This window comes from Streptomyces sp. NPDC051041 (genome assembly GCF_044456065.1).
In the GTDB taxonomy this organism is placed as follows: Bacteria; Actinomycetota; Actinomycetes; order Streptomycetales; family Streptomycetaceae; genus Streptomyces; species Streptomyces glaucus.
In genome coordinates, this window is the sequence record NZ_JBITFM010000001.1 from 535,390 (window position 1) to 561,275 (window position 25,886).

The following is a 25,886-nucleotide window of genomic DNA, read 5'->3' on the forward strand; positions in this document are numbered from 1 at the left end:
GTTTCGATGACGTTAATTAGGTTAGGCTTACCTAAGTTTGTGTCCGGGCTCCGCCCTCTCCCGTCCCTCACGGACCGTCCCCACCGGAGGACTCCCCCATGCGCTCGCACCTGCTCAACGACACCACCGCGGAGCACTACCGCCGCTCCGTGACCGAAGGAGTCGAGCGGGTGGCCGCCAAACTCGCCGCCACCGAACGTCCGTTCACCGGCGTCACGGTCGACGCCCTCGCTCCCCGCATCGACGAGATCGACCTGGACCGGCCGCTGCACGACACCGCCGCGGTGCTCGACGAACTGGAGGACGTCTACCTCCGGGACGCGATCTACTTCCACCACCCCCGCTACCTGGCCCACCTCAACTGCCCGGTCGTCATCCCGGCCGTGCTCGGCGAGGCCGTCCTGTCCGCCGTCAACTCCTCCCTGGACACCTGGGACCAGTCGGCCGGCGGCACCCTCATCGAGCGCAAACTGATCGACTGGACGGCCGGCCGCATCGGCCTCGGCCCGGCCGCCGACGGCGTGTTCACCTCCGGCGGCACCCAGTCCAACCTCCAGGCGCTGCTGCTGGCCCGCGAGGAGGCCAAGACCGACGACCTGGCGAAACTGCGCGTCTTCGCCTCCGAGGTCAGCCACTTCAGCGTGAAGAAGTCGGCCAAACTGCTCGGCCTCGGCCAGGACGCCGTCGTCCCGATCCCCGTCGACCACGACAAGCGCATGCAGACCGTCGCCCTCGCCCGCGAACTGGAGCGCTGCGCGCGGGACGGCCTCGTCCCGATGGCCGTCGTCGCCACCGCCGGCACCACCGACTTCGGCTCCATCGACCCGCTGCCCGAGATCGCCGAGCTGTGCGAGCAGTTCGACACCTGGATGCACGTGGACGCCGCCTACGGCTGTGGACTGCTCGCCTCCCTGAAGTACCGGGACCGCCTGAACGGCATCGAGCACGCCGACTCGGTCACCGTGGACTACCACAAGTCCTTCTTCCAGCCGGTGAGTTCCTCCGCCGTCCTGGTCCGCGACGCCGCCACCCTGCGCCACGCCACCTACCACGCCGAGTACCTCAACCCGCGCCGCATGGTGGAGGAGCGCATCCCCAACCAGGTGGACAAGTCCCTGCAGACCACCCGCCGCTTCGACGCCCTCAAGCTGTGGATGACGCTGCGCGTGATGGGCGCCGACGGCATCGGGCAGCTCTTCGACGAGGTGTGCGACCTGGCCCGGGAGGGCTGGAAGCTGCTCGCCGCCGACCCGCGCTTCGACGTGGTGGTCGCGCCGGCCCTGTCCACCCTCGTCTTCCGCTACGTCCCGGCCGCGGTCACCGACCCGGCCGAGATCGACCGCGCCAACCTCCACGCCCGCAAGGCCCTGTTCGCCTCCGGCGACGCCATCGTCGCGGGCACCAAGGTGGCCGGGCGCCACTACCTGAAGTTCACCCTGCTGAATCCCGAGACCACGCCGGCCGACATCGCCGCCGTCCTCGACCTGATCGCCGGCCACGCCGAGCAGTACCTGGGAGAATCCCTTGACCGCGCTTCCTGAAGCCGCTGTGTCCGCCGACAAGACCTACGACTTCGTGGGGATCGGGCTCGGCCCCTTCAACCTCGGACTGGCCTGCCTGACCGAGCCCATCGCCGAACTGGACGGCGTCTTCCTGGAGTCCAAGCCGGACTTCGAGTGGCACGCGGGGATGTTCCTCGACGGCGCCCACCTGCAGACCCCGTTCATGTCGGACCTGGTCACCCTCGCCGACCCGACGTCCCCGTACTCCTTCCTCAACTACCTGAAGGAGAAGGGGCGGCTGTACTCGTTCTACATCCGCGAGAACTTCTACCCCCTGCGGGTCGAGTACGACGACTACTGCCGCTGGGCCGCGTCGAAGCTGAGCAGCGTCCGCTTCGGCGCCACGGTCACCGAGGTGACGTACGAGGACGAGCTGTACGTCGTGCGGACGGCCGCCGGCGACGCCTACCGGGCCCGCCACCTGGTCCTCGGCACCGGCACCGTGCCCTTCGTCCCGGAGCCGTGCCGCGGCCTGGCGGGCGACCTGTTCCACAACGCGCAGTACATGCGGCGCAAGGCGGAGCTGCTCACCAAGAAGTCGATCACCATCGTCGGCAGCGGCCAGAGCGCGGCGGAGATCTACCACGAGCTGCTCTCCGGGATCGACGCCCACGGCTACCAGCTCAACTGGGTCACCCGCTCCCCGCGGTTCTTCCCGCTGGAGTACACCAAGCTGACGCTGGAGATGACGTCCCCGGACTACATCGACTACTTCCGCGCGCTGCCCGAGGAGACCCGCTACCGGCTGGAGAAGCAGCAGAAGGGCCTGTTCAAGGGCATCAACTCGGACCTGATCGACGCGATCTTCGACCTGCTGTACCAGAAGAACGTCGAGAGCGGCGGCCGGGGCGTGCCCACCCGGCTGCTGACCAACTCCTCCCTGACCTCCGCCCGGTACGAGGACGGCGGCTACACGCTCGGCTTCCACCAGGACGAGCAGGACAAGGACTTCGAGATCCGCACCGAGGGCCTGGTGCTGGCCACCGGCTACCACTACGAGCCGCCGGCCTTCCTCGACCCGGTCCGCGACCGCCTCCGCTTCGACGGCCACGGCCGCTTCGACGTCGCCCGCAACTACGCCATCGACGTCACCGGCCGAGGGGTGTTCCTGCAGAACGCGGGCGTGCACACGCACAGCGTCACCTCCCCCGACCTGGGGATGGGCGCCTACCGCAACAGCTGCATCATCCGTGAGCTGCTCGGCAGCGAGTACTACCCGGTCGAGAAGTCCATCGCGTTCCAGGAGTTCTCCGTATGAGCATCCCCACCGGTTTCGAGCACGAGCTCGGCACCTTCACCCTGCGCCCGCTCGACCCGCCCGGGGACGCCGGGCTGCTGCACCGCTGGGTCACCCATCCGAAAGCCGCGTTCTGGATGATGCAGGACGCGAGCGTGCGGGACGTCGAGCGCGCGTACCGCCAGATCGCGGCCGACGAGCACCACCACGCCTACCTCGGCCTGCACGACGGGGAACCGGCCTTCCTGATGGAGAAGTACGACCCGGCCCACCGCGAGCTGGTCGGCCTGTACGAGCCGGAGCCGGGCGACGTCGGCATGCACTTCCTGGTCGCGCCGACCGACCGGCCCGTGCACGGCTTCACCCGGGCCGTCATCACCGCCGTGATGGCCCACCTCTTCGCCGACCCGGCCACCCGCCGCGTGGTCGTCGAGCCGGACGTGTCCAACAAGGCGGTGCACGCCCTGAACGAGACCGTCGGCTTCGTGCCCGTACGCGAGATCCAGAAACCGGAGAAGAAGGCGTTGCTGAGCTTCTGCACCCGGGAGCGGTTCGAGAAGGCGGTGGGCGCATGAGCCTCGCCGACGCCGTCGCCCACCTGACCCCCGAGCGCTGGGAGCAGGCCAACCGCCTGCTGATCCGCAAGGCGCTCGCCGAGTTCGCCCACGAGCGGCTGATCGCCCCCGAGCCGGACGGGCAGGGCTACGTCGTCCGCAGCGACGACGGCCTGACCGCGTACCGCTTCACCGCCGTCCGCCGCGCCCTGGACCACTGGCAGGTGGACGCCGCCTCGATCACCCGGCACCGCGACGGGGCCGAGCTGCCGCTCGCCGCGCTGGACTTCTTCATCGAGCTGAGGCGGTCCCTGGGCCTGAGCGACGAGATCCTGCCCGTCTACCTGGAGGAGATCTCCTCCACCCTCTCCGGCACCTGCTACAAGCTCACCAAACCGCAGGTCACCTCCGCCGAGCTGGCGGCGAGCGGCTTCCAGGCCATCGAGACCGGCATGACCGAGGGCCACCCCTGCTTCGTCGCCAACAACGGGCGGCTCGGCTTCGGCGTCCACGAGTACCTGTCGTACGCGCCGGAGACCGCGAGCCCGGTCCGCCTGGTCTGGCTGGCCGCCCACCGCTCCCGGGCGGCGTTCACGGCCGGCGCCGGCATCGAGTACGAGTCCTTCGTCAGGCAGGAGCTGGGCGAGGCCACCGTGGAGCGGTTCCACGGCGTCCTGCGCGCCCAGGGCCTGGACCCGGCCGACTACCTGCTCGTCCCGGTCCACCCCTGGCAGTGGTGGAACAAGCTCACCGTCACCTTCGCCGCCGAGGTGGCCAGGAAGCACCTGGTGTGCCTGGGCGAGGGCGACGACGAGTACCTGGCCCAGCAGTCCATCCGGACCTTCTTCAACACCACCCACCCGGAGAAGCACTACGTCAAGACGGCCCTGTCCGTCCTCAACATGGGCTTCATGCGCGGGCTGTCGGCCGCCTACATGGAGGCCACCCCGGCGATCAACGACTGGCTGGCGCAGCTCGTCGAGGGCGACCCGGTGCTGAAGTCGACGGGCCTGTCGATCATCCGCGAGCGGGCGGCCGTGGGCTACCGGCACCTGGAGTACGAGCAGGCGACCGACCGCTACTCGCCGTACCGCAAGATGCTCGCCGCCCTGTGGCGGGAGAGCCCGGTGCCCTCGCTGCGGGACGGCGAGTCGCTGGCCACCATGGCGTCCCTGGTCCACGTCGACCACGAGGGCGCGTCCTTCGCGGGCGCGCTGATCGCGCGGTCGGGGCTCGCGCCGACCGAGTGGCTGCGGCGCTACCTGCGGGCGTACTACACCCCGCTGCTGCACAGCTTCTACGCCTACGACCTGGTGTTCATGCCGCACGGCGAGAACGTCATCCTGGTGCTGAAGGACGGGGTCGTGCAGCGCGCGATCTACAAGGACATCGCCGAGGAGATCGCCGTCATGGACCCGGACGCGGTGCTGCCGCCCGAGGTCCGGCGGATCCGCGTGGAGGTCCCCGAGGACAAGAAGCTGCTGTCGATCTTCACGGACGTCTTCGACTGCTTCTTCCGCTTCCTCGCCGCGAACCTCGCCACCGAGGGGATCCTGGAGGAGGACGACTTCTGGCGCACGGTGGCGGAGGTCACCCGCGAGTACCAGGAGTCGGTGCCCGAGCTCGCCGACAAGTTCCGGCAGTACGACATGTTCGCCCCCGAGTTCGCGCTGTCCTGCCTCAACCGGCTCCAGCTGCGCAACAACAAGCAGATGGTGGACCTGGCCGATCCCTCCGGCGCGCTCCAGCTCGTCGGCACCCTGAAGAACCCGATCGCGGGGCGGTAGGCCCCTCACGGACGGGCGGGCACCCCGGTGTACGGTCCACCGGGGTGCCCGTCGGCATGTCCGGCCCGCCCGGGCACCTGCCCGGGCCGGGCGCGCCGCGCGGCGTCCTGACCAGGGCGGACGAGGAATTCCCCCGGCCTGGCGGGCGGCCCCGGGCGGACGCGGCCGCCCGCCCCCGCACACCCGTGCGGGCACGGGTGTGCGACCTCCGGAACGCGCCTCCTCGGCGAGGATTCGCCGGGCGCGGACCGGGCGGCTCCCGGACAGGGACTCATCAGCATCTCCACGCTTCCCCCAGGGCTTCTCACAGCTCCTTGCCCGAAATCGGGCAAGATTCTTGCGAAACCGCCGCCGGTACTCCAGGATCTACCGGGTGCACGACGAACTCGTTGATCATCTGACGCGCTCCACCCCCCTCGACCGGGGCGAGGCGCTGCGTGTGGTCCAGGACGTGCTCGCCTACTTCGACGAGACGACCGAGGAGTACGTCCGTCGCCGCCACCGCGAGCTGCAGGCCCAGGGCCTGGTGAACGCGACGATCTTCGAGCGGATCGGGGCGGACCTGAAATACCGGGCGGTGGCACCGCCGGAGCTGACGCTCCGCCAGCTGCGCCGCATCGTCTACGGCTGAGGAATACACCTACATGTGCGGAATTGTCGGATACATCGGGAAGCGTGATGTGGCGCCCCTGCTGCTGGAGGGTCTGCAGCGGCTGGAGTACCGCGGCTACGACTCCGCGGGCATCGTCGTCACGTCCCCGAAGGCGACCGGCCTGAAGATGGTCAAGGCCAAGGGCCGGGTCCGCGACCTGGAGGCCAAGGTCCCGGCGCGCTTCAAGGGCACCACCGGCATCGCCCACACCCGCTGGGCCACCCACGGCGCCCCCTCCGACGTCAACGCCCACCCGCACCTGGACGCCGAGGGCAAGGTCGCCGTCGTCCACAACGGCATCATCGACAACGCCGCCGACCTGCGCCGCAAGCTGGAGGCGGACGGCGTCGAGTTCCTCTCCGAGACCGACACCGAGGTCCTCACCCACCTCATCGCCCGCTCGCCGGCCGAGAAGCTGGAGGACAAGGTCCGCGAGACCCTGCGGCTGATCGAGGGCACCTACGGCATCGCCGTACTGCACGCCGACTTCCCCGACCGCATCGTCGTCGCCCGCAACGGCTCCCCGGTCGTCCTCGGCATCGGCGAGAAGGAGATGTTCGTCGCCTCGGACATCGCCGCCCTGGTCGCCCACACCCGGCAGATCGTCACCCTCGACGACGGCGAGATGGCCACCCTCAAGGCCGACGACTTCCGGACCTACACCACCGAGGGCACCCGCACCACCGCCGAGCCGACCACCGTGGAGTGGGAGGCGGCCTCCTACGACATGGGCGGCCACGACACCTACATGCACAAGGAGATCCACGAGCAGGCCGACGCCGTGGACCGCGTGCTGCGCGGCCGCATCGACGACCGCTTCTCCACCGTGCACCTCGGCGGCCTGAACCTGGACGCCCGCGAGGCCCGCCGGATCCGCCGCGTGAAGATCCTCGGCTGCGGCACCTCGTACCACGCGGGCATGATCGGCGCCCAGATGATCGAGGAGCTGGCCCGCATCCCCGCCGACGCCGAGCCGGCCTCCGAGTTCCGCTACCGCAACGCCGTCGTCGACCCCGACACCCTCTACGTCGCGGTCTCCCAGTCCGGCGAGACCTACGACGTGCTGGCGGCCGTCCAGGAACTCAAGCGCAAGGGCGCGCGGGTGCTCGGCGTGGTCAACGTCGTCGGCTCCGCGATCGCCCGCGAGGCGGACGGCGGCATCTACGTCCACGCCGGCCCCGAGGTCTGCGTGGTGTCGACGAAGTGCTTCACCAACACCTGCGTCGCCTTCGCGCTGCTCGCCCTGCACCTGGGCCGCACCCGCGACCTGTCCGTCCGGGACGGCAAGCGGATCATCGACGGCCTGCGCCGCCTGCCGGAGCAGATCTCCGAGATCATGAAGCTGGAGGAGGAGATCGAGAAGCTGGCCGGGCAGTTCGCCGAGGCCCGCTCGATGCTCTTCATCGGCCGCGTACGGGGCTACCCGGTGGCCCGCGAGGCCTCCCTGAAGCTCAAGGAGGTCTCCTACATCCACGCCGAGGCCTACCCGGCCTCCGAGCTCAAGCACGGCCCGCTGGCGCTGATCGAGCCCGCCCTGCCGACGGTCGCGATCGTGCCGGACGACGACCTGCTGGAGAAGAACCGCGCGGCCCTGGAGGAGATCAAGGCCCGCAGCGGCCGCATCCTCGCCGTCGCCCACCAGGAGCAGGAGAAGGCCGATCACACGATCGTCGTCCCGAAGAACGAGGACGAACTCGACCCGATCCTCATGGGCATCCCGCTCCAGCTCCTCGCCTACCACACGGCCCTGGCGCTCGGCCGGGACATCGACAAGCCGAGGAACCTCGCCAAGTCGGTGACGGTGGAGTAGCCCGCCCCCGCCACCGGCGGAGCGGGCCTCGCGGGCGCCACCGGCCCCGGGGGCCCGCTCCGCGCGCGGGGGCGACCGCCCCCGCCCGGCGCGACGGATGCGCGGAGGGGCTACGGGATGACGACGACCGGCCGCTGCGCCCGCTTGGCGAGCCGTCCGGCGACGGAGCCGAAGATGCGCCCCACGACGCCGTGCGTGGAACCGACCACGATGGCGTCCGCCTCGTACTCCCGCCCCACCTCTTCGAGTTCGTGGCAGATGTCGCCGCCGCGCTCGACCAGGATCCACGGCACCTCGGTGAGGTAGTCGGCGCAGGCGAGCTCCAGGCCGAGCACCTCGGTGCGGTGGTCCGGCACGTCGACGAAGACCGGCGGCTCGCAGCCCGCCCACACCGTGGTCGGCAGCCGGTTGGCGACGTGAACGATGATCAGGCCCGCGCCGGAGCGCCGCGCCATGCCGATCGCGTACGCGAGGGCGCGCTCGCTGGACGTGGAGCCGTCGAAGCCGACGACCACCCCGTGCCTGAAAGCGGGGTCGCACGCATGGCGTGGCTCTGGCGCCGCCAGCGGATCGGCCGCCGTAGGATCGGCGACCGGCCGCTTGCGGTCCGCGGGTTCGAAGAATTCGTGACCGGCCATGGCTGTCTCGGCGTTGTGATCCTTGTCGGGTGGGACGACGGTGCGCGGCGGAGCCGTGTCCGGGAGTCGTCTTCCCCGCCCCATACCCTCAAGGGTACGGCGGCACGCCTCCTCGGCCCAGATCCCGCGCACCGTCCGTGACGGTTCCCCGGAGCATGCACGAGGGGGCGCCCGTAACGCAATGGTTGCTGCGCCGTACAGCCGGTTCGCACAGGGTTCACCTGGCCGGTCACCCGGCACGGCGCCCCGTCCGTGACCCGCCGCCCGGACCGGCGTTGAACCCCGGTGAGCCACGCCCCAGGGAGCACGCACGTGTCCGGACCCAGCCACCCCGCCGAGGACCCCAGCACGGCCCCCCGGCCCCAGCCCGCCCCCGCCACGACCGCCACCGGGCTGATCCGCTGGGCGGCCTTCAGCTGCCTCCTCGTCCCGGTCGTCCTGCTCTGGTACGGCACCTCCCTCGCCGGCGCCGCCGGCACCGCCCTCGGTCTCGCCGCCGTCACGGGCGCCTGCCGGCTCCTGCTGCGCCGGTCCGAACGGCTCGCGGCCCGCGGGAGCGAACGGCGCGACGGGGAGAACACACCGGTCGGCTGACCGGTTTTCACACCCTCGCCCGCTTCTTTTCAGCCAACTTCTGGTTCTTGTGTATCACCGGCCGGAACCACCCCCCGCCCCCCGTTCCACCTGCACGGAAAGGACCTCAGGGGGCTTGCGCACCCTACGCGGATTGGCCACTGCGACAAGGCGCACTTCCCTGCGCGCCCCACGAGTGCAACGCTTCGTGATCGAATGCTTTACGCCAAGTTGCCATGTCGACAATGTGCCGCGTGCCGAACCGGCCACGTCGACATGGCGCGACACAGTAGATTCGATCTTGACTGTCTACGGCGGGGGACTCGTGCAGGACCGAGGGGAAACGTGCAGGAGCGACACAACCGAGGAGCCGCGACCACCGAGGGGGGCTTAGCAGTATGAGCCACGACTCCACTGCCGCGCCGGAAGGCGCAGCCCGGAAGCTGTCCGGGCGACGCCGCAAGGAGATCGTCGCGGTGCTGCTGTTCAGCGGCGGCCCCATCTTCGAGAGTTCCATACCGCTGTCGGTGTTCGGGGTTGACCGCCAGGACGCCGGCGTGCCGCGCTACCGACTGCTGGTGTGCGCCGGCGAGGACGGCCCGCTGCGGACCACAGGGGGCCTGGAACTCACCGCACCGCATGGCCTGGAGGCGATCTCACGCGCCGGCACGGTCGTCGTGCCGGCCTGGCGCTCGATCACCTCGCCGCCGCCGGAGGAGGCGCTCGACGCGCTGCGCCGGGCCCACGAGGAGGGCGCCCGCATAGTCGGGCTGTGCACCGGCGCCTTCGTCCTCGCGGCGGCGGGCCTGCTGGACGGCCGCCCCGCGACCACACACTGGATGTACGCGCCGACGCTGGCCAAGCGCTACCCGTCGGTGCACGTGGACCCACGAGAACTCTTCGTGGACGACGGCGACGTCCTCACGTCCGCGGGCACGGCGGCCGGCATCGACCTGTGCCTGCACATCGTGCGCACGGACCACGGCAACGAGGCGGCCGGGGCACTGGCCCGCCGCCTGGTGGTCCCGCCGCGCCGCAGCGGCGGCCAGGAGCGCTACCTCGACCGGTCTTTACCGGAGGAGATCGGCGCCGACCCGCTCGCCGAGGTCGTCGCCTGGGCGCTGGAGCACCTCCACGAGCAGTTCGACGTGGAGACGCTGGCGGCCCGCGCGTACATGAGCCGCCGTACCTTCGACCGCCGTTTCCGCTCGCTGACCGGCAGCGCGCCGCTGCAGTGGCTGATCACGCAGCGCGTGCTGCAGGCGCAGCGCCTGCTGGAGACGTCGGACTACTCGGTGGACGAGGTCGCGGGCCGCTGCGGCTTCCGCTCGCCGGTGGCGCTGCGCGGCCACTTCCGCCGGCAGCTGGGCTCGTCCCCGGCCGCCTACCGGGCCGCGTACCGCGCACGCCGGCCGCAGGGCGACAAGCCGGCGGACGGCGACGGGCAGCAGAACACCGTCCCGGCCCCCGGCTCCGCCGGGAGCACCGGTACGCCGGGACAGCCGGCCGTCCCGCTCCACCCGGAGAGCCAGGTGCCGTTCCAGACCCGTCGCACGGCCGCGAGCGCGGTCGGCTCACCGGCCTCCCTGTCCACGGCGTCGGCGTCGTCGGACAACGGCCGCGACCGCGAGTACGTGCCGAGCCGGGCGAGCCTGCCGGGGCAGCGCAGCGCCACCTGAGAAGCGGGTGACGACGCGGACCGACCGGGGTCCACCGGGGCGCCAGGCCCGGGTGGACCCCGGTTCGCCGTGCGGCGCGCCGGACCGCCCCGCCGGTGGCGGCCAGGGCGCCGGGCACCCCTGCGCGCAAGGTCGCACGGGCCACGGACCGGCCCGCGGCGGCGCGCCGTAGGGTTGGGCACATGAACGATCGCATGGTGTGGATCGACTGCGAGATGACCGGCCTCTCGCTGTCCGACGACGCGCTCATCGAGGTGGCCGCCCTCGTCACCGACTCCGAGCTGAACGTGCTCGGCGAGGGCGTGGACATCGTCATCCGGCCGCCGGAGCGGGCGCTGGAGACGATGCCGGAGGTGGTGCGCCAGATGCACACCGCGTCCGGGCTGCTCGCCGAGCTCCCGAACGGCACGACCCTGGAGGACGCCGAGGAGCAGGTCCTGGCGTACGTGAGGGAGCACGTCAAGGAACCCGGCAGGGCCCCGCTGTGCGGCAACTCGGTCGGCACCGACCGCGGCTTCCTGCTCCGCGACATGCCGACGCTGGAGGGCTACCTCCACTACCGCATCGTCGACGTCTCGTCGATCAAGGAGCTGGCCCGCCGCTGGTACCCGAAGGCGTACTTCAACAGCCCGGAGAAGAACGGCAACCACCGCGCGCTCGCCGACATCAGGGAATCCATCGCGGAGCTGCGCTACTACCGGGAGGCCATCTTCGTCCCCCAGCCGGGCCCCGACTCCGACACCGCCAAGACGATCGCCGCCAAGCACGTCCTGCCTGCTCAGCGGGGCTGACAGGGCGCATCGGAGGGGCGCCGCGAAAGCCTGGCGCGAGCACCCCTTCGGACCCTGTACACTTTTTCTCGGCCGGTCGGGGAAATCACTGATCTCAACAGCCGGTCGTGGTGGGTGTAGCTCAGCTGGTAGAGCACCTGGTTGTGGTCCAGGATGTCGCGGGTTCGAGTCCCGTCACTCACCCTCTTCCGAGAGGCCGTCGGCCTGCGAAAGCAGGTCGGCGGCCTCTTTCGCGTCCCGGGCGGTTCCCCCCGGACGGGGAGGAGGGCCGCCGGGCGACCGGGCGAGGAGGGGCGGGCGCGGCCGCCGGTCTCAGGACGACGCCCGCTCCACCAGCTCCGTCGCCAGCACCACCTGCCGCCGCTCCAGTTCCCGGGACACCGCCGGACGGCGGTCGGCGATCTCCGCGAGGAGGAGGTCGATCATGCGGCGGCCCATCTCCTGGATGGGCTGGCGGACGGAGGTCAGGGGCGGCTCCATGTGGCGGGCTATGGCCGAGTCGTCGTAGCCGACCAGGGCCACGTCGTCGGGGATGCGGCGGCCCGCCTCGCGCAGCACCTGGCGGGCGCCGGCCGCGGTCACGTCCGAGGCGGCGAAGACGGCGTCCAGGTCGGGGCGGCGCTCCAGCAGCGCGGCCATCGCGCGCCGGCCGCCCTCCTCGGTGAAGTCGCCGGGCTCGATCAGGGCCTCGTCCACGGCGTGGCCCGCGTCGCGCAGGGCCCCGCGGTAGCCGTCGATACGGCGCTGGGCGCCGTAGACGTCGAGGCGGCCGGTGATGTGGGCGACCCGGCGGCGGCCCCGGGAGAGCAGGTGCTCGACGGCCTGGCGGGCGCCGCCGTAGTTGTCCGAGTCCACGGACGCCAGCGTCTCCGCGGCCGAGCGCGGGCCGCTGATCACCGCGGGGATCTCCAGCTGGGCCAGGAGGTCGGGCAGCGGGTCGTCGGCGTGCACCGAGACCAGCAGCACGCCGTCCACGCGGTGCGCGGCGAGGTACTGGGCGAGGCGCCGCCGCTCCCGGTCGCTGCCCGCGAAGATCAGCAGCAACTGCATCTCCGTCTCGGACAGTTCCGAGCCGACGCCGCGCAGCATGTCCGAGAAGTACGGCTCCGCGAAGAAGCGGGTCTCCGGCTCGGGGACGACCAGCGCGATCGCGTCCGTGCGGTTGGCCGCCAGGGCCCGCGCGGCCGTGTTCGGCACGTACCCCAGCTCCGCGACCGCCGCCTCCACCGCGGCGCGCGTCGCGTCGCTGACCCGGGGTGAGCCGTTGATCACCCGGGAGACCGTGCCGCGGCCGACGCCGGCGCGCGCCGCCACCTCTTCGAGGGTGGGCCGGCCGCCGCTCCGGCTCCGCGCTCCGTGGCCTGCCATGGGCTCCGCCTCCCGCCGTCGTCGTCACGCTGGCCTGGAATCTAACAGCCGCGCCGGTGAGGATGACCTTCCCCGCCGCCGTCGTCCCCAGACTCCGCTACCGTCGGACCGGTCCCGTGTCCGGCTCCCGCCGGGGGTGGGTCGGGTCCGGTTAACGGCCCGATAACTGAACGCATCTCTGCGCGTCGACTCCCTTGACACCCCCGGCCGGACCCGAGACCCTTCAACACATCACCGGTGGGAGCGCTCCCACGGTACCTGACACATACACATCCCGCACGTTCCCCGCCCGAGCCGCAGCGCCGAACGCAAGACAACTAACGGGCCCAACAATGCCGTTGGCCGGGGGGTCGGCACGTCAGGGCAACAGGAGGACGCAATGCGAGCACGTACCCTCCCCCACGCTCGGCTCCGTTCGAGCGGGGGGACCCCCCTCGCCCGCAAGGCACTGGCCCTCGCGGCCGTGGTGTCGCTGGGCACCGGGCTGCTGGCCGGCTGCGCCGACGACGGCGACGACGGCTCCGGCTCGTCGGCGGACGGCGGCAGCGGCAAGACCAAGATCACCCTGGGGCTCTTCGGCACCTTCGGCTTCGAGGAGGCGGGCCTCTACAAGGAGTACGAGAAGCTCCACCCGGACATCGACATCCAGCAGACGGTCGTCGAGCGCAACGAGAACTACTACCCGGCGCTCGTCAACCACCTGACCACCAACAGCGGTCTGCAGGACATCCAGGGTGTCGAGGTCGGCAACATCGCCGAGATCGTCCAGACCCAGTCCGACAAGCTGCTGGACCTGTCCAAGTACGGCAAGAAGAGCGACTTCCTGGACTGGAAGTGGCAGCAGGCCACCACCAAGGACGGCCAGACCGTCGGCCTCGGCACCGACGTCGGCCCGATGGCCATCTGCTACCGCAAGGACCTCTTCGAGAAGGCCGGGCTGCCCACCGACCGCGAGGAGGTCGGCAAGCTGTGGGCGGGCAGCTGGGAGAAGTTCGTCCAGGTCGGCCAGGACTACCAGAAGAAGGCACCGGAGGGCACCACCTTCGTCGACTCCCCCGGCGGCCTGCTGAACGCGATCCTCAGCAGCGAGAAGAAGCGCTTCTACGACTCCTCCGGCAAGGTCGTCTACAAGACGAACCCGGCCGTCAAGGCCGCCTTCGACCTCACCGCCAAGGCGGCCGAGGACGGGCTGGTCGGCAACCAGACCCAGTTCCAGCCGGCCTGGGACACCACGATCGCCAACAGCAAGTTCGCCGCGATCTCCTGCCCGCCGTGGATGCTCGGCTACATCAAGGGCAAGTCGAAGCCGGACGCGGCCGGAAAGTGGGACGTGGCCGCGGCCCCGAAGGCCGGCAACTGGGGCGGCTCCTTCCTGACCGTGCCCAAGTCGGGCAAGAACACGGAGGAGGCCGCGAAGCTGGCCGCCTGGCTGACCGCGCCCGAGCAGCAGGCCAAGCTCTTCGCCGTCCAGGGCAGCTTCCCGAGCGCGCAGACCGCGTACGGCCTGCCCGAGGTGAAGAACGCCAAGAACGAGATGACCGGTGACGCCCCGATCGGCGAGGTCTTCGCGACGGCCGCCGAGACCAGCCCGGTCCAGATCATCGGCCCGAAGGACCAGATCATCCAGCAGGGCCTGACGGACAACGGCGTCATCCTCGTCGCCCAGGGCAAGTCGCCCGAGGAGGCCTGGAAGACGGCCACCAAGACCATCGACAACAACCTGGACCAGTGACCGGAATGGCGACCAGGCACGACACCGCCGCGCTCCCCTCGAAGGAGGGGGGCGCGGCCCCGGGCCGTCCCCCGGCCGGCGCGGCGGACCCCGAGGCGGCGAGGAAGCGGGCCCGGCTGTCCCGGCGCTGGCAGCGGGACATGCGGTGGAGCCCGTACGCGTTCGTCTCGCCGTTCTTCCTGCTCTTCCTGGCCTTCGGCCTGTTCCCGCTGGTCTACACCGGCTGGGCCTCGCTGCACCAGGTGGAGCTGACCGCGCCCACCGACATGACGTGGGTGGGCCTGCGCAACTACACCCGGATCTTCGACGACGACTTCTTCTGGAACGCGGCGAAGAACACCCTGACCATCGGCATCATCTCCACGGTCCCGCAGCTGCTGATGGCGCTGGGCATCGCCCACATCCTCAACTACAAGCTGCGCGGCTCGACCTTCTACCGGGTCGTGATGCTCGCGCCGTACGCGACCTCGATCGCCGCCGCCTCGCTGGTGTTCGTGCTGCTCTTCGGCCGCGACTACGGCATGATCAACTGGGCGCTGGGCGCGGTCGGGATCGACGACATCGACTGGCAGAACGACAAGTGGCCCTCGCAGATCGCCGTGGCGACCATCGTCATCTGGCGCTGGACCGGCTACAACGCGCTGATCTACCTGGCGGCGATGCAGGCGATCCCGCAGGACCTGTACGAGTCGGCGGCGCTGGACGGCGCCAACCGCTGGCAGCAGTTCTTCCACGTCACGCTGCCCTCGCTGCGGCCGACGATCCTGTTCACCTGCGTGGTGTCCACCATCGGCGCCTCGCAGCTGTTCGGCGAGCCGCTGCTGTTCGACGCGAACAAGGGCGCCTCGGGCGGTTCGCAGCACCAGTTCCAGACGCTCGGGCTGTACCTGTACGAGCAGGGCTGGGTCAACCAGCACCTGGGCCGCGCCTCCGCGATCGCCTGGACGATGTTCCTGATCCTCATCGTGATCGGGATCGTCAACTACGTCATCTCGCGCCGGCTGCGCGCCAGTAGTTAAGGAGAACCGGCCGTGACGACGACATCGACCGAGGCGGATCCGGCCGCCCCCGGGACCTTTGGAAAGAAGCCGGAGCGCGTGCTGCGGTCCAGGGCGGCGCGCGCGGGCGGGACGATGCACGCGGGCCCGATCGCGTACGTCATCCTCGCCCTGTTCACCGTCGGCTCGCTGTTCCCGCTGGTGTGGACGGCGATCGCCGCCTCGCGGGACAACCAGCGCCTGGCGCAGACCCCGCCGCCCTTCTGGTTCGGCTCCAACCTGATGGACAACCTGGAGATCGCCTGGAAGGACGCCAACCTGGGGGAGGCGTTCCTCAACACCACCTTCGTGGCGGGCGTGTCGGCGGCGACCATCGTCGCCCTGTCGACGATCGCCGGGTTCGCCTTCGCCAAGCTGCGCTTCAAGGGCCGCAACGCGCTGATGCTGGTGGTGATCGGCACGATGATGGTGCCGCCGCAGCTCAGTGTGATCCCGCTGTACATGATGGTCGCCAAGCTGGACTGGTCCGACCAGCTGCAGGCGGTGATCTTCCCGTCGCTGGTGAGCGCGTTCGGGGTGTTCTTCATGCGGCAGTACCTGATCCAGGCGCTGCCGGACGAGCTGATCGAGGCCGCCCGGGTCGACGGCGCCGGCAGCTGGCGCATCGTCTGGCACGTGGTGTTCCCGGCGGCGCGGCCCGCGATGGCGGTGCTGGGCATGCTGATGTTCGTGCAGACCTGGAACGACTTCCTGTGGCCGTTCCTGGTGCTGACGCAGAACGGCAGCCCGACCGTGCAGGTGGCGGTCGCGGGCCTGGGCCGCGGCTACACCCCCGACCAGTCGCTGATCATGGCGGGCGCGCTGCTCGGTACGCTGCCGCTGCTGCTCGTCTTCGCGATCTTCGGCAAGCAGATCGTGGGCGGCATCATGCAGGGCGCCGTCAAGGGCTGACGCCCGCTCGCGGGGGCCGGGGCACCGCCGCCTCGGCCCCCTCCTCCCCTCCCCTTCCCTCCTACCCGTCGATCCCCTCGACTCCATGGGAGCGCTTCCATGCCTGACTCCGCCACACCGGTGACCCCGGTGACCTTCCCCACCGCCTTCCTCTGGGGCGCGGCGACCTCCGCCTACCAGATCGAGGGGGCGGTACGGGAGGACGGCCGTACGCCGTCGATCTGGGACACCTTCAGCCACACGCCGGGCAAGACGGCCGACGGCGAGACCGGTGACGTCGCCGTCGACCACTACCACCGCTACCGCGAGGACGTGGCGCTGATGGCGGAGCTGGGGCTGAACGCCTACCGCTTCTCCGTCTCCTGGCCGCGGGTGCAGCCGACCGGCCGGGGCCCCGCCGTCCAGCGCGGTCTGGACTTCTACCGGCGCCTGGTCGACGAGCTGCTCGCGCACGGCATCAAGCCGGCCGTCACCCTCTACCACTGGGACCTGCCGCAGGAGCTGGAGGACGCGGGCGGCTGGCCCGAGCGGGACACGGCGTACCGCTTCGCGGAGTACGCGCAGATCGTCGGCGAGGCGCTCGGCGACCGCGTGGAGCAGTGGATCACGCTCAACGAGCCGTGGTGCAGCGCGTTCCTGGGCTACTGCTCCGGGGTGCACGCGCCGGGCCGTACGGACCCGGCGGCGTCGCTGCGGGCCGCGCACCACCTGAACCTGGCGCACGGGCTGGGCACCGTGGCGCTGCGCTCGGTGATGCCGGCCCGCAACTCGGTGGCGATCAGCCTGAACTCCTCGGTGGTGCGGCCGCTGTCGCCGCAGAACCCGCAGGACCTGGCGGCGGTCCGCAGGATCGACGACCTGGCCAACGGCGTCTTCCACGGGCCGATCCTGCACGGCGCGTACCCCCGGTCGCTGCCGGCGGCGACCGCGTCGCTCACCGACTGGTCGTTCGTCCAGGACGGCGACCTGGCCGCGATCCACCAGCCGCTGGACGCGCTGGGCCTGAACTACTACACGCCGACCCTGGTCTCGGCGGCGGACGCGGACGCCTCCGGCCCGCGTGCGGACGGGCACGGCAGCAGCGCGCACTCCCCGTGGCCGGCCGCGGACGACGTCGCCTTCCACCAGACGCCGGGCGAGCGCACGGAGATGGGCTGGACGGTCGACCCGACCGGCCTGCACGAGCTGATCATGCGGTACACGCGCGAGGCGCCGGGCCTGCCGCTGTACGTCACCGAGAACGGCGCGGCCTACGCCGACAAGCCCGACTCCGACGGCCGCGTCCACGACCCGGAGCGCATCGCCTACCTGCACGGCCACCTGTCGGCGGTGCGCCGGGCCATCACGGACGGCGCGGACGTCCGCGGCTACTTCCTGTGGTCGCTGATGGACAACTTCGAGTGGGCGTACGGCTACGGCAAGCGCTTCGGCGCGGTCTACGTCGACTACGCCACCCTGGCCCGCACCCCGAAGTCGAGCGCCCACTGGTACGCCGAGGCGGCCCGGACGGGGACGCTGCCGCCGGTGGACTTCGCCGGGTAGGACCACTGTCCGGGGGAGCGGGGGACGGGCGCGGCATCCGACGGGGGTGCCGCGCCCGTCGGCGTCAGCGCGAGAGAGCCACGACGAGGGCGGCGGCGAGGGCGAGGAGGACGAGGGCGGCCGAGGCCCGGGCGGTGACGTGCAGGACGCGCTGCCGGGAGGGGAGGCCGACGACGTCGATGCCGCCGGAGCGGGCGGGGAAGGCGTAGTAGACGCGGTGCGGGTCGTCGCGGACGGTGACGCGGGCGAGGGGGAGGCGGCGGACGGTCACGCGGCGGCGCACCTCCCCGTCCTTGACGGCCAGCTCGGGTTCGAGCAGGGCGCGGTGGGCGGGGTCGAGGTCGTCGGGGAGCTTGTCGGTGGCGCCGGTCAGGCGGGTCTCGCGCCAGTCGCCGGTGGCGTCCGTCGGCATCCGGACGACGAGCGGGGCGAGCCGCTTGACCTCCTTCTCGTCGGGGGCGTGCCGGATGATCCCTTCGGTCCAGACGGTGAAGTGGCCGGTGCCGGCGCACGGGGTGTGCCGGATCCGTCTGCGGCCCCCGCAGCCGCGGCACGGGACGAGGCCCGACCTGTCGCAGACCGGGCAGTCCAGGTGCCGCCGGCCGAGGCACTTGGGGCAGGCCACCTCGGGGCGTTCGCACCGCGCGCAGGTGGCTCGCCTCGTCGCGTCCTGGGGGCGCGGCCGGGCCGCCCGGGCGGCTCTGCGGGTGCGCGGGGTGCCCGTGCCGTCGCACTCCCAGCACGCGTCGGGGCCGCCCTCGCAGACGTCGCAGTCGACGTAGCGGGGGCAGTCGCGCCCGCCGCGTCCCCCGCACGCCTCGCAGTCCCTCGTCCCGCCCTCGCAGCCCTCGCAGGCGACCTCGTCGAGCGAGCCCGCGCGCACCAGCGTCAGCGTGCGGGAGCGGGCCGGGTCGACGGGCGGGTCGACGGGGTGGGCGGCGAGGTCGGTGCAGGCCGGGCGCCCGGCGATCTCGGCGCGCCGCAGGCCCGGCACCCGCCTGTCACGCGTCTCGCGCGTCTCGATGCAGCGGACGATGCGCGCGTCCAGCAACTGCTGCCGGTCGAGCGCTGCCGCGCCGGGGAGGGTGAGGCGTACGGTGCCGCCGCGCCCGGAGACGTGCTCCTCGACGGCCTGGAGGAACTCCTCGTCCGACGGATCCGTGGCCAACGCAGCTCCCCCCAGTCGCGGATGCCGGAAGAGCAGGGTAGGAGCCGGCCGGGCGGGCGACAAGAGGGCCAAATCGTACTGAAGTGCGGCGCCTTGGGGGCCGGCGGCGCGGCCGGCCCCCTGGAGCGCCGGCCGTCCCCCACCGGTAGGCGGCGAACGCCGCTTTCCGGGCGGGCGTCGGTGATCTTGGGGCGCGCTCAAGGAAGGGATCGGGACCGGTTGAAGGCGGCGGCCGGCGCGAGGCGCCGACGCCGTCGTACGGCTCCCCGGTGCCCCTTGCGCACCGGCTTGCGCCCGTCCAGCTGGATCCAGACCCGCACCTCCGTGCCGCCCAGCACCGACGAGCCGATCCGTACGTCCCCGCCGGTCGACTCCGCGAGCCGGCGCACGATGTCCAGGCCCAGCCCGGTCGAGCCGTCGCAGCCGGAGCCCCGGCCGCGGGCCATCGCCGCCTGGGGGTCGGGTATGCCGGGGCCCGCGTCCGAGACGAGCACGATCACCGCGTCCTCGGCGTTGTGCACGTCGACCGCGAAGGCCGTGCCCTCCGGGGTGTGCCGGAAGACGTTGCCGAGCAGCGCGTCGAGGGCGGCGGCCAGGTCGGCGCGGGCCACGGGGATCCGCACCGGCCGGTCGGCGCCGGCCACCCGCCAGGTGCGGCCCTCGTCCTCCGCGAGCGCCGACCAGAACGCCATCCGCTCCCGGACCACCTCGGCCGCGTCGCACCCGGCGCCCGGCCCGGCGGCGGCCGTCTGCGGCTTGGCCTCCCGGGCGGTACGGATGATCGTGTCCACCTCGCGTTCCAGCTGCTCGACCGCGGCCCGGGTCTGCTCGGCGGCGGGCCCGTCGCCGAGCGAGGCCGTGTTCAGCCGCAGCACGGTCAGCGGGGTGCGCAGCCGGTGGGACAGGTCGGCCGCCAGTTCCCGTTCGTTGGCGAGCAGTTCGACCACCTGGTCGGCCATGGAGTTGAACGCGGCCGCCGCGAGCCGCAGCTCCTTCGGCCCCTCCTCCGGCACCCGCACCCCCAGCTTGCCCTCTCCCAGGTCGTGCGCGCTCTCGGCCAGGCGCTGCGCGGGCCGCACCATCCGTACGCCCAGCCGGTCGGCGACCGCGACCGAGCCGACGACGAGGGCCGCGCCGACCGCGGCGAGCACCGCCCAGGCCGCGCCGACGCCCTGGCTGACCTCTGCCTCGGGGACGTACACCTCGACGACGGCGATCGCGCCGGAGCCCAGGGCGACCGGCTGGAGCAGCGTGGAGCCGCCGGGCACCTCGGCGGTGGAGGCGCGGCCCAGTTCCCGTACGGCCGCGATGTCCTCGTCGGTGGCGTGCCGGCGGCCGATGTCGATGCCGCCCTCGCCGTCCTGGGCCGGCAGGTGCACGGCCATCGCGGCGTCCGCGCCCGCGGCGGCGACCACGCGCTCCAGCTGGTCGCGGTCGGTGGTGATGGACAGGGCGGGGGCGACGGCCGCGGCGTGCCGTTCGGCGTTGGAGAAGGCGCGGTCGCGGGCCATCTCCCGGATGACGAGCCCGAGCGGCACCGCGAAGGCCACCACGACCATCGTGGTCACCGCCAGCGACACCTTCACCAGCGCCCATCTCATCGCGGCGGCTCCGCTCGCGCGGAGTCCGCGGCCGGCGGCTCCAGCTTCACGCCGACGCCCCGCAGGGTGTGCAGATAGCGCGGGTTGGCGGCCGTCTCCCCCAGCTTCCGCCGCAGCCAGGACAGATGGACGTCGATGGTCTGGTCGTCGCCGTAGGACTGCTGCCACACCTCGGCGAGCAGTTCCTTGCGGGGCACCACGACGCCGGGCCTGCGGGCCAGGAAGGCGAGCAGGTCGAACTCACGGCGGGTCAGGTCAAGGCGTACGCCGTCCAGTTCGGCCTGGCGGCGCAGCGGGTCGACGGTCAGCCCGCCGACGCGGAGCACGGCCGGCGCCGCCGCGTCGGCGGCGCCGGCCCGGGCGCGGCGCAGCACCGCCGCCATCCGCGCCGACAGGTGCTCCACGGAGAACGGCTTGGTGAGGTAGTCGTCCGCGCCGGCGTTGAGCAGCCGGACGATCTCCGCCTCGTCGTCCCGCGCGGTGGCGATGATCACCGGTACGTCGGTGACGCCGCGCAGCATCTTCAGGGCCTCGGAGCCGTCCAGGTCGGGCAGTCCGAGGTCCAGGATCACCACGTCGAAGCGGAGATGGGCGACCTCGCGCAGCGCCTCCAGCGCCGTACCGACACTGCGCACGGTGTGCGAGGCGTCGGTCAGGTGCCGGATGAGCGCCGAGCGTACGAACTGGTCGTCCTCGACCACGAGCACACTTGCCATGGGCGGCACCGTACGCCATGCGCCGCGGCCGAGCAGTGGCCTGTGGACAACTCCGAGTGAGCGACACGGGTGTGGCGGGTGTGACGGGTGAGGCAGTATGGCGGTGATGCGCAGAGGACTCGTACACGTACTGGCCTGGCTGCTCGCCACGGGCGCGGCGGTCACGTTGTCGTGGTGGGGCGTCCACACGGTCATGGCGGGCACGGCGTACGACCCGCCCCGCGCGCTGCCCATCACCGCGGCCGGCGCGACGGCCCGGGAGCCGGAGCCGCTGGCGTCCTCGACGTCGCGGCCGTCCCCGACGCGCAGTCCCTCGCCGGAGCCGTCCCCGACCCGCGGGCCGAGCACCCCGGCCGCCCCGGCTCCCCCCGGGACCCCGACGGCTCCCCCCGCCCCCGCCTCCGCCTCCGCCCCCTCCCCTGCCCCCGCCGCCACGGCCACCGGCGAGGTCAGGCGCTACGACACCGAGGGCGGCCGCGCGGTCTTCGACATCGGCGCGGCGTCCGCGACGCTCGTCTCCGCCACGCCGGGCGCGGGCTGGTCGATGCAGGTGTGGAAGACGCAGGCGTGGATCCGGGTGGAGTTCGCCTCGGGCGCGGACCGGGTGTCGGTGTTCTGCACCTGGCACGACGGCCCGCCGCGGGTGGAGATCGGGACCTACTGAGTCGGGCGGGTCTCCGCCGGGTCAGGTGAAGACGGACGGCGGGGGCGCCGGTGAGGCGACCGCCGCGGCGTCCGTCACGGGTACGGCCCCGCCGGTGAAGTCGGTCAGTGCCCGGCCGTGCTCGACGCGGCCGGGATGCGGGTCGGAGGCGGCGCGGCGGGTCAGCTCGGCGACCGGCAGCGGCTGGTCGGAGGCGACGAGGACCGCGTTGCCGAAGCGCTTGCCCCGCAGCACGGCCGGGTCGGCGACGAGGGCGAGGTCCGCGAAGCGGGCGGCGGCGGTGGCGATCTGGCCGCGCAGATGGGCGAGCGGCGGGCCGTCGGCGAGGTTCGCGGCGAAGACGCCGCCGGGGCGCAGGGCCCTGCGGACCTCGTCGAGGAACTCCGTCGAGGTCAGGTGGGCGGGGGTGCGGGCGCCGCTGAACACGTCGGCGACGACGAGGTCGGCCCAGCCGTCGGGCACCTTGGCGAGGCCCTCCCGCGCGTCCGCCGACCGCACCCGGATCCGCGCGTTCGGGTCCAGCGGCAGGGCCCGGCGGACCAGTTGGACCAGGGGCGCGTCGCGTTCGACGACCTGCTGGGTGGAGCGGGGGCGGGTGGCGGCGACGTAGCGGGCGAGGGTGAGGGCGCCACCGCCGAGGTGCACGGCCCGGACGGGCTTGCCCGGCGGGGCGACCAGGTCGATGACGTGCCCGAGGCGACGCTGGTACTCGAACGACAGGTACGCCGGGTCGTCGAGGTCGACGTGCGACTGCGGCGCCCCGTCGATCAGCAGCGTCCAGGCGCGCGGCCGCTCCCGGTCGGGGATCAGCTGGGCGAGGCCGCCGTCGACGTTCTCGACGACGCGCTCCCCGCCGGCCGACCTGCGCCGGGCGTTCCTGGACGACTTTCCCATGGGGGCATTGTCGCAGGGGCGGCCGGCCGGACGCGGGCCGCCCGGACCGGCGGCGGCGATCAGCGGCCGACGGCGGCGGGCGGAGGAAGCGAGCGGCGGGGGCGGCCGACGACGGCGGTCAGCTGCAGTTGTCCGCCGCCTCGATCAGCCGGGCCGCCTCCCCGAGCGCGGCCCGCAGCACCGCCGGGTCCGTCGCCAGGTCGGCGTCCCCGGGCGGCAGCAGCCAGTCGGAGCCCTCCACGGGGGGTTCGGAGGGCAGGCGCAGGCCGCGTCCGCCGGTCCCCGTGCACGTGCTGCCCGGCACGTCCCACACGGCGGCCGTCCCCGGCGGCACCAGGAAGCCCAGGAGCCCGCAGCCGTCGTCGTGCAGGACGGGCCCCACCGCGTCGCCGGCGCCCCGTCTGAGGATGTCGACCGCCTCCAGGCCCTGGCGCGCCGGCACGGTGACGAGCTCGCAGACGGCTTCCGCGCCGGGCGGCGCACCGGGGCCCGGGCCCGGCGCGGTCGGCGTACGGGGATCGTCGCTCCGGCTGGTCGTCACCATCGCGGCCTCCACCACGGAACCCTCCTTGGACGAGCGGGGCGGGAGGCGGGGGCCTCCCGGTCCACGGGGTTCAACGCGCGAGAGCGTCAACGGCTACGGCCGAAGTCGCCGCAAAGGATGGCACTTCATGGCGGATCTCGCACGGTGCATCCGGTTTGTGGCCGAACCCGGCGTGGCGGATCCGTCACAGCAGGTACGTTCTTGCTCGCCGGAAACGAGGCGTCACGCTGAAAAACAGCCGGTACGCCCCGAATCCGGCATGGTTCGACGGTTCGCACGAGAGGACCCGGCCATGGCGTCGTCAACGGTGACCCCACCCCAGCCCGAGCGGCCGCCGCGGCCGAACCTCGCCTTCCGGCGGTTGCGCGGCCGGCGCTCGCCGGCCGAGTTCGCCGCGGCGGTGCGACGGGCCGCCCGCGAGATCGGCGAACGGGTCGGCTGCGACGCGCGCTACGTCCACCGGGTCGAGGCGGGCGAGATCCGCTGCCCCAACTACGCGTACGAACGGGTGTTCCTGCACATGTTCCCCGGCCGCACGCTCGCCGACCTGGGTTTCGCGCCCCGCTCGTCCGTACGCGGACGCCGGGCGCCCACCGCTCAGGACGCGCCCGCCGGAAGCGGGTCGCGGGGCGGGCCCGGGCCGTACGACACGAGGAACCCGCGGGCGCCGCGGCACCCGCACCAGACGCACGACGACCACGAGGAGAGCGACGTGCTGCGTCGCGCATTCATGACCGGCGGGGGCGCCACGGTGGCCGCCGCCTCCCTGGACCCCCTGGGCTTCGCCCACGAGGCCGCGGCGGCCGAACGCGCCGTGCGCCGTGCCGGAACGGGCGACGCCGGCGCCCTCGAGGAAGCCGTCCGCCGGATCCGGCTGCTCGACGACCGGCACGGCGCCGACGGCCTCTACCAGCGCGCGGCCGCCCCGCTGCGCGCCGCGTACGCGCTGCTGGACGCCGGCACGACCCGGCGGACGGCGGCGGACCGGCTGTACTCGGGCGCCGGCGAACTGGCCCTGTCCGTGGGCTGGCTGGCGCACGACTCGGGCCGCTTCGACGACGCGCGCTCCCACTACGCGGAGGCGCTGGCCACCGCCCGGATGACCGGCGACGCCGCGCTGGAGGCGCACGCCTTCTGCAACACCGCCTTCCTCGCCCGCGACGCGGGCCGGCCCCGGGAGGCGGTACGGGCGGCGCAGGCCGCGCAGCGCGTCGCGCGGCCCCTCGGCTCGCCGCGCCTGATGTCGCTGCTCGCGCTGCGCGAGGCGGGCGGCTGGGCGGGGCTCGCCGACCGCGCCGCCTGCGAGCAGTCGCTGGCGCGTGCGCGGGCCCTGCACGAGCGCGGCCGCTCCGACGCCGACCCCGAGTGGATGACCTTCTACGGGGAGGCCGAACTGGAGTGCCTGGAGGCGCAGTGCCGGTCGGCGCTGGGCGACTGGACGCGGGCGGCACGGCACGCGCGGCGCGCGGCGGAGCTGCAGGATCCGCACTTCACCCGGAACATCGCGCTGTACACGGCGGAACTGGCGGACGACCTCGCGCGCGACGGCCGTCCGGACGAGGCGGCCGCGGCGGGCATGCGGGTCCTGGACCTGCTGGTCGAGGTCCAGTCGTCCCGCGTCCAGACGATGCTGGCGGGAACGGCCCGGGTCCTGCTGCCGCACCGGCGCGCCCCGGAGGTGTCGGCGTTCCTGGAGCGGCACGCCGCGTCGCCGCGTCCCGCTCGGGCGGTGTCCGGGTAGTCCCGGCGCGCGCCGGGACTACCCGGACAGGTGCCCCAGGTCGTTCCAGCTCTCGATCGCCGGCTCCCCGTACGCCCAGCCCAGGACCGACAGGGACGTCGGGTGGAGGCGGATGCGGGCCGCGAAGTCGATCGGCAGGCCCAGCCACCGCGCGCCGATGGACCGCAGGATGTGCCCGTGGGCGAAGAGCAGCACGTCGCGGTCGGCGGAGCGCGCCCAGGAGACCACCTCGTCCGCCCGGGCCGCCACCTCGGCCGGGCTCTCCCCCTGCGGGACGCCGTCCCGCCAGATCAGCCACCCCGGCCGGACGGCCTGGATCTCCTGCGGCGTCATGCCCTCGTAGGCGCCGTAGTCCCACTCCATGAGCGTGTCCCAGGGGCGCGCCCGCTCGCCGAAGCCGGCCAGTTCGCAGGTCTCGCGCGCGCGGGAGAGCGGGCTGGTGCGCACCTCCGCGCCGGGGAGGCCGTCGAACGGCGCCCGGTGCAGGCGTTCGCCGAGCAGCTTGGCGCCGCGCCGGCCCTCCTCCAGGAGCGGCACGTCGGTCCTGCCGGTGTGCTTGCCGGACAGCGACCACCGGGTCTGTCCGTGCCGGGCCAGCAGGATGCGCGGTGCCATGAGGGACCTTCCAGGGAAATTTCAGGGAAACCGTGGGCGGAACCTCTCCATCATCGCGCACCCCGCCGA

General features: G+C 72.7%; 23 protein-coding genes and 1 tRNA gene. 16 read left to right on the top strand and 8 right to left on the bottom strand.

Annotation, left to right across the window (positions count from 1 at the left end; translation table 11 throughout):
- The first annotated feature begins 98 nt into the window (after positions 1–98).
- The 6 genes from desA to glmS all read left to right on the top strand — a co-directional run bounded on the left by desA (position 99) and on the right by glmS (position 7,602).
- A complete protein-coding gene (gene desA, locus ACIBAI_RS02280) occupies positions 99–1,541 on the top strand; it encodes a lysine decarboxylase DesA (RefSeq protein ID WP_399030531.1) in 1,443 nt (480 codons plus the stop codon).
- Positions 1,525–2,820 (top strand): lysine N(6)-hydroxylase/L-ornithine N(5)-oxygenase family protein, encoded by a 1,296-nt coding sequence (locus tag ACIBAI_RS02285; RefSeq protein ID WP_399030532.1) that lies wholly within the window; start codon positions 1,525–1,527, stop codon positions 2,818–2,820. The genes desA and ACIBAI_RS02285 overlap by 17 nt, the downstream gene beginning before the upstream one ends.
- Positions 2,817–3,374, top strand: coding sequence for a GNAT family N-acetyltransferase (locus ACIBAI_RS02290; RefSeq protein WP_399030533.1), 558 nt, complete (start codon positions 2,817–2,819; stop codon positions 3,372–3,374). The genes ACIBAI_RS02285 and ACIBAI_RS02290 overlap by 4 nt, the downstream gene beginning before the upstream one ends.
- Positions 3,371–5,140: an IucA/IucC family protein gene (locus ACIBAI_RS02295; RefSeq protein WP_399030534.1), complete on the top strand. Its 1,770-nt coding sequence runs from the start codon at positions 3,371–3,373 to the stop codon at positions 5,138–5,140. The genes ACIBAI_RS02290 and ACIBAI_RS02295 overlap by 4 nt, the downstream gene beginning before the upstream one ends.
- Positions 5,141–5,513: 373 nt before the next feature.
- Positions 5,514–5,771 (top strand): hypothetical protein, encoded by a 258-nt coding sequence (locus ACIBAI_RS02300; protein WP_344599360.1) that lies wholly within the window; start codon positions 5,514–5,516, stop codon positions 5,769–5,771.
- Positions 5,772–5,784: 13 nt separating this feature from the next.
- Positions 5,785–7,602 (top strand): glutamine--fructose-6-phosphate transaminase (isomerizing), encoded by a 1,818-nt coding sequence (glmS, locus tag ACIBAI_RS02305; protein ID WP_399030535.1) that lies wholly within the window; start codon positions 5,785–5,787, stop codon positions 7,600–7,602.
- Positions 7,603–7,712: 110 nt separating this feature from the next.
- On the opposite strand, the gene ACIBAI_RS02310 is transcribed toward glmS, so the two are convergent.
- The gene (locus ACIBAI_RS02310) at positions 7,713–8,240 is read right to left on the bottom strand and encodes a universal stress protein (protein ID WP_399030536.1); all 528 of its coding nucleotides are present in this window, start codon (positions 8,238–8,240) and stop codon (positions 7,713–7,715) included.
- 312 nt (positions 8,241–8,552) lie between these two features.
- On the opposite strand from ACIBAI_RS02310, the gene ACIBAI_RS02315 reads away from it, so the two are divergent.
- From ACIBAI_RS02315 to ACIBAI_RS02330, 4 genes are all read left to right on the top strand, one after another.
- Positions 8,553–8,834, top strand: coding sequence for a hypothetical protein (locus ACIBAI_RS02315; protein WP_399030537.1), 282 nt, complete (start codon positions 8,553–8,555; stop codon positions 8,832–8,834).
- A gap of 377 nt (positions 8,835–9,211) precedes the next feature.
- Positions 9,212–10,492: a helix-turn-helix domain-containing protein gene (locus ACIBAI_RS02320; RefSeq protein ID WP_399030538.1), complete on the top strand. Its 1,281-nt coding sequence runs from the start codon at positions 9,212–9,214 to the stop codon at positions 10,490–10,492.
- 182 nt (positions 10,493–10,674) lie between these two features.
- Positions 10,675–11,283 carry an oligoribonuclease gene (orn, locus tag ACIBAI_RS02325; protein ID WP_399030539.1) on the top strand — a complete coding sequence of 203 codons (609 nt, stop codon included), beginning with the start codon at positions 10,675–10,677 and terminating at the stop codon, positions 11,281–11,283.
- A gap of 110 nt (positions 11,284–11,393) precedes the next feature.
- Positions 11,394–11,466, top strand: a tRNA-His gene (locus ACIBAI_RS02330).
- A gap of 129 nt (positions 11,467–11,595) precedes the next feature.
- Here ACIBAI_RS02330 and ACIBAI_RS02335 read toward each other — a convergent pair.
- Positions 11,596–12,651, bottom strand: coding sequence for a LacI family DNA-binding transcriptional regulator (locus tag ACIBAI_RS02335; RefSeq protein WP_399030540.1), 1,056 nt, complete (start codon positions 12,649–12,651; stop codon positions 11,596–11,598).
- 379 nt (positions 12,652–13,030) lie between these two features.
- Between ACIBAI_RS02335 and ACIBAI_RS02340 the strand changes: the two genes are divergently transcribed.
- The 4 genes from ACIBAI_RS02340 to ACIBAI_RS02355 all read left to right on the top strand — a co-directional run bounded on the left by ACIBAI_RS02340 (position 13,031) and on the right by ACIBAI_RS02355 (position 17,874).
- Entirely contained in the window at positions 13,031–14,383 is a 1,353-nt protein-coding gene (locus tag ACIBAI_RS02340) for an extracellular solute-binding protein (protein ID WP_399030541.1), read from the top strand.
- A gap of 5 nt (positions 14,384–14,388) precedes the next feature.
- The gene (locus ACIBAI_RS02345; RefSeq protein WP_399030542.1) at positions 14,389–15,402 is read left to right on the top strand and encodes a carbohydrate ABC transporter permease; all 1,014 of its coding nucleotides are present in this window, start codon (positions 14,389–14,391) and stop codon (positions 15,400–15,402) included.
- Between the two features lie 78 nt (positions 15,403–15,480).
- Positions 15,481–16,332 carry a carbohydrate ABC transporter permease gene (locus tag ACIBAI_RS02350; RefSeq protein ID WP_399030722.1) on the top strand — a complete coding sequence of 284 codons (852 nt, stop codon included), beginning with the start codon at positions 15,481–15,483 and terminating at the stop codon, positions 16,330–16,332.
- Positions 16,333–16,431: 99 nt separating this feature from the next.
- Positions 16,432–17,874: a GH1 family beta-glucosidase gene (locus tag ACIBAI_RS02355; RefSeq protein ID WP_399030543.1), complete on the top strand. Its 1,443-nt coding sequence runs from the start codon at positions 16,432–16,434 to the stop codon at positions 17,872–17,874.
- 64 nt (positions 17,875–17,938) lie between these two features.
- On the opposite strand, the gene ACIBAI_RS02360 is transcribed toward ACIBAI_RS02355, so the two are convergent.
- The 3 genes from ACIBAI_RS02360 to ACIBAI_RS02370 form a co-directional block, all read right to left on the bottom strand.
- Positions 17,939–19,042 (bottom strand): hypothetical protein, encoded by a 1,104-nt coding sequence (locus tag ACIBAI_RS02360; protein WP_399030544.1) that lies wholly within the window; start codon positions 19,040–19,042, stop codon positions 17,939–17,941.
- Positions 19,043–19,239: 197 nt separating this feature from the next.
- Entirely contained in the window at positions 19,240–20,643 is a 1,404-nt protein-coding gene (locus tag ACIBAI_RS02365; RefSeq protein ID WP_399030545.1) for a sensor histidine kinase, read from the bottom strand.
- Positions 20,640–21,359: a response regulator transcription factor gene (locus ACIBAI_RS02370; protein WP_399030546.1), complete on the bottom strand. Its 720-nt coding sequence runs from the start codon at positions 21,357–21,359 to the stop codon at positions 20,640–20,642. The genes ACIBAI_RS02365 and ACIBAI_RS02370 overlap by 4 nt, the downstream gene beginning before the upstream one ends.
- Positions 21,360–21,465: 106 nt before the next feature.
- Here ACIBAI_RS02370 and ACIBAI_RS02375 point away from each other — a divergent pair, with 106 nt between their 5' ends.
- Positions 21,466–22,023 (top strand): hypothetical protein, encoded by a 558-nt coding sequence (locus tag ACIBAI_RS02375; protein ID WP_399030547.1) that lies wholly within the window; start codon positions 21,466–21,468, stop codon positions 22,021–22,023.
- A 21-nt stretch (positions 22,024–22,044) separates the two neighbouring features.
- Here ACIBAI_RS02375 and ACIBAI_RS02380 read toward each other — a convergent pair whose 3' ends face one another.
- A complete protein-coding gene (locus ACIBAI_RS02380; protein ID WP_399030548.1) occupies positions 22,045–22,917 on the bottom strand; it encodes a spermidine synthase in 873 nt (290 codons plus the stop codon).
- A 118-nt stretch (positions 22,918–23,035) separates the two neighbouring features.
- Positions 23,036–23,461, bottom strand: a complete 426-nt coding sequence (locus tag ACIBAI_RS02385; RefSeq protein WP_399030723.1) for a hypothetical protein — start codon at positions 23,459–23,461, stop codon at positions 23,036–23,038.
- 292 nt (positions 23,462–23,753) lie between these two features.
- Between ACIBAI_RS02385 and ACIBAI_RS02390 the strand changes: the two genes are divergently transcribed.
- Positions 23,754–25,202 carry a hypothetical protein gene (locus ACIBAI_RS02390; RefSeq protein ID WP_399030549.1) on the top strand — a complete coding sequence of 483 codons (1,449 nt, stop codon included), beginning with the start codon at positions 23,754–23,756 and terminating at the stop codon, positions 25,200–25,202.
- A gap of 18 nt (positions 25,203–25,220) precedes the next feature.
- Here the strand turns inward: ACIBAI_RS02390 and ACIBAI_RS02395 are convergent, their stop codons facing one another.
- Positions 25,221–25,817 carry a histidine phosphatase family protein gene (locus tag ACIBAI_RS02395; RefSeq protein ID WP_399030550.1) on the bottom strand — a complete coding sequence of 199 codons (597 nt, stop codon included), beginning with the start codon at positions 25,815–25,817 and terminating at the stop codon, positions 25,221–25,223.
- Positions 25,818–25,886 lie beyond the last annotated feature (69 nt).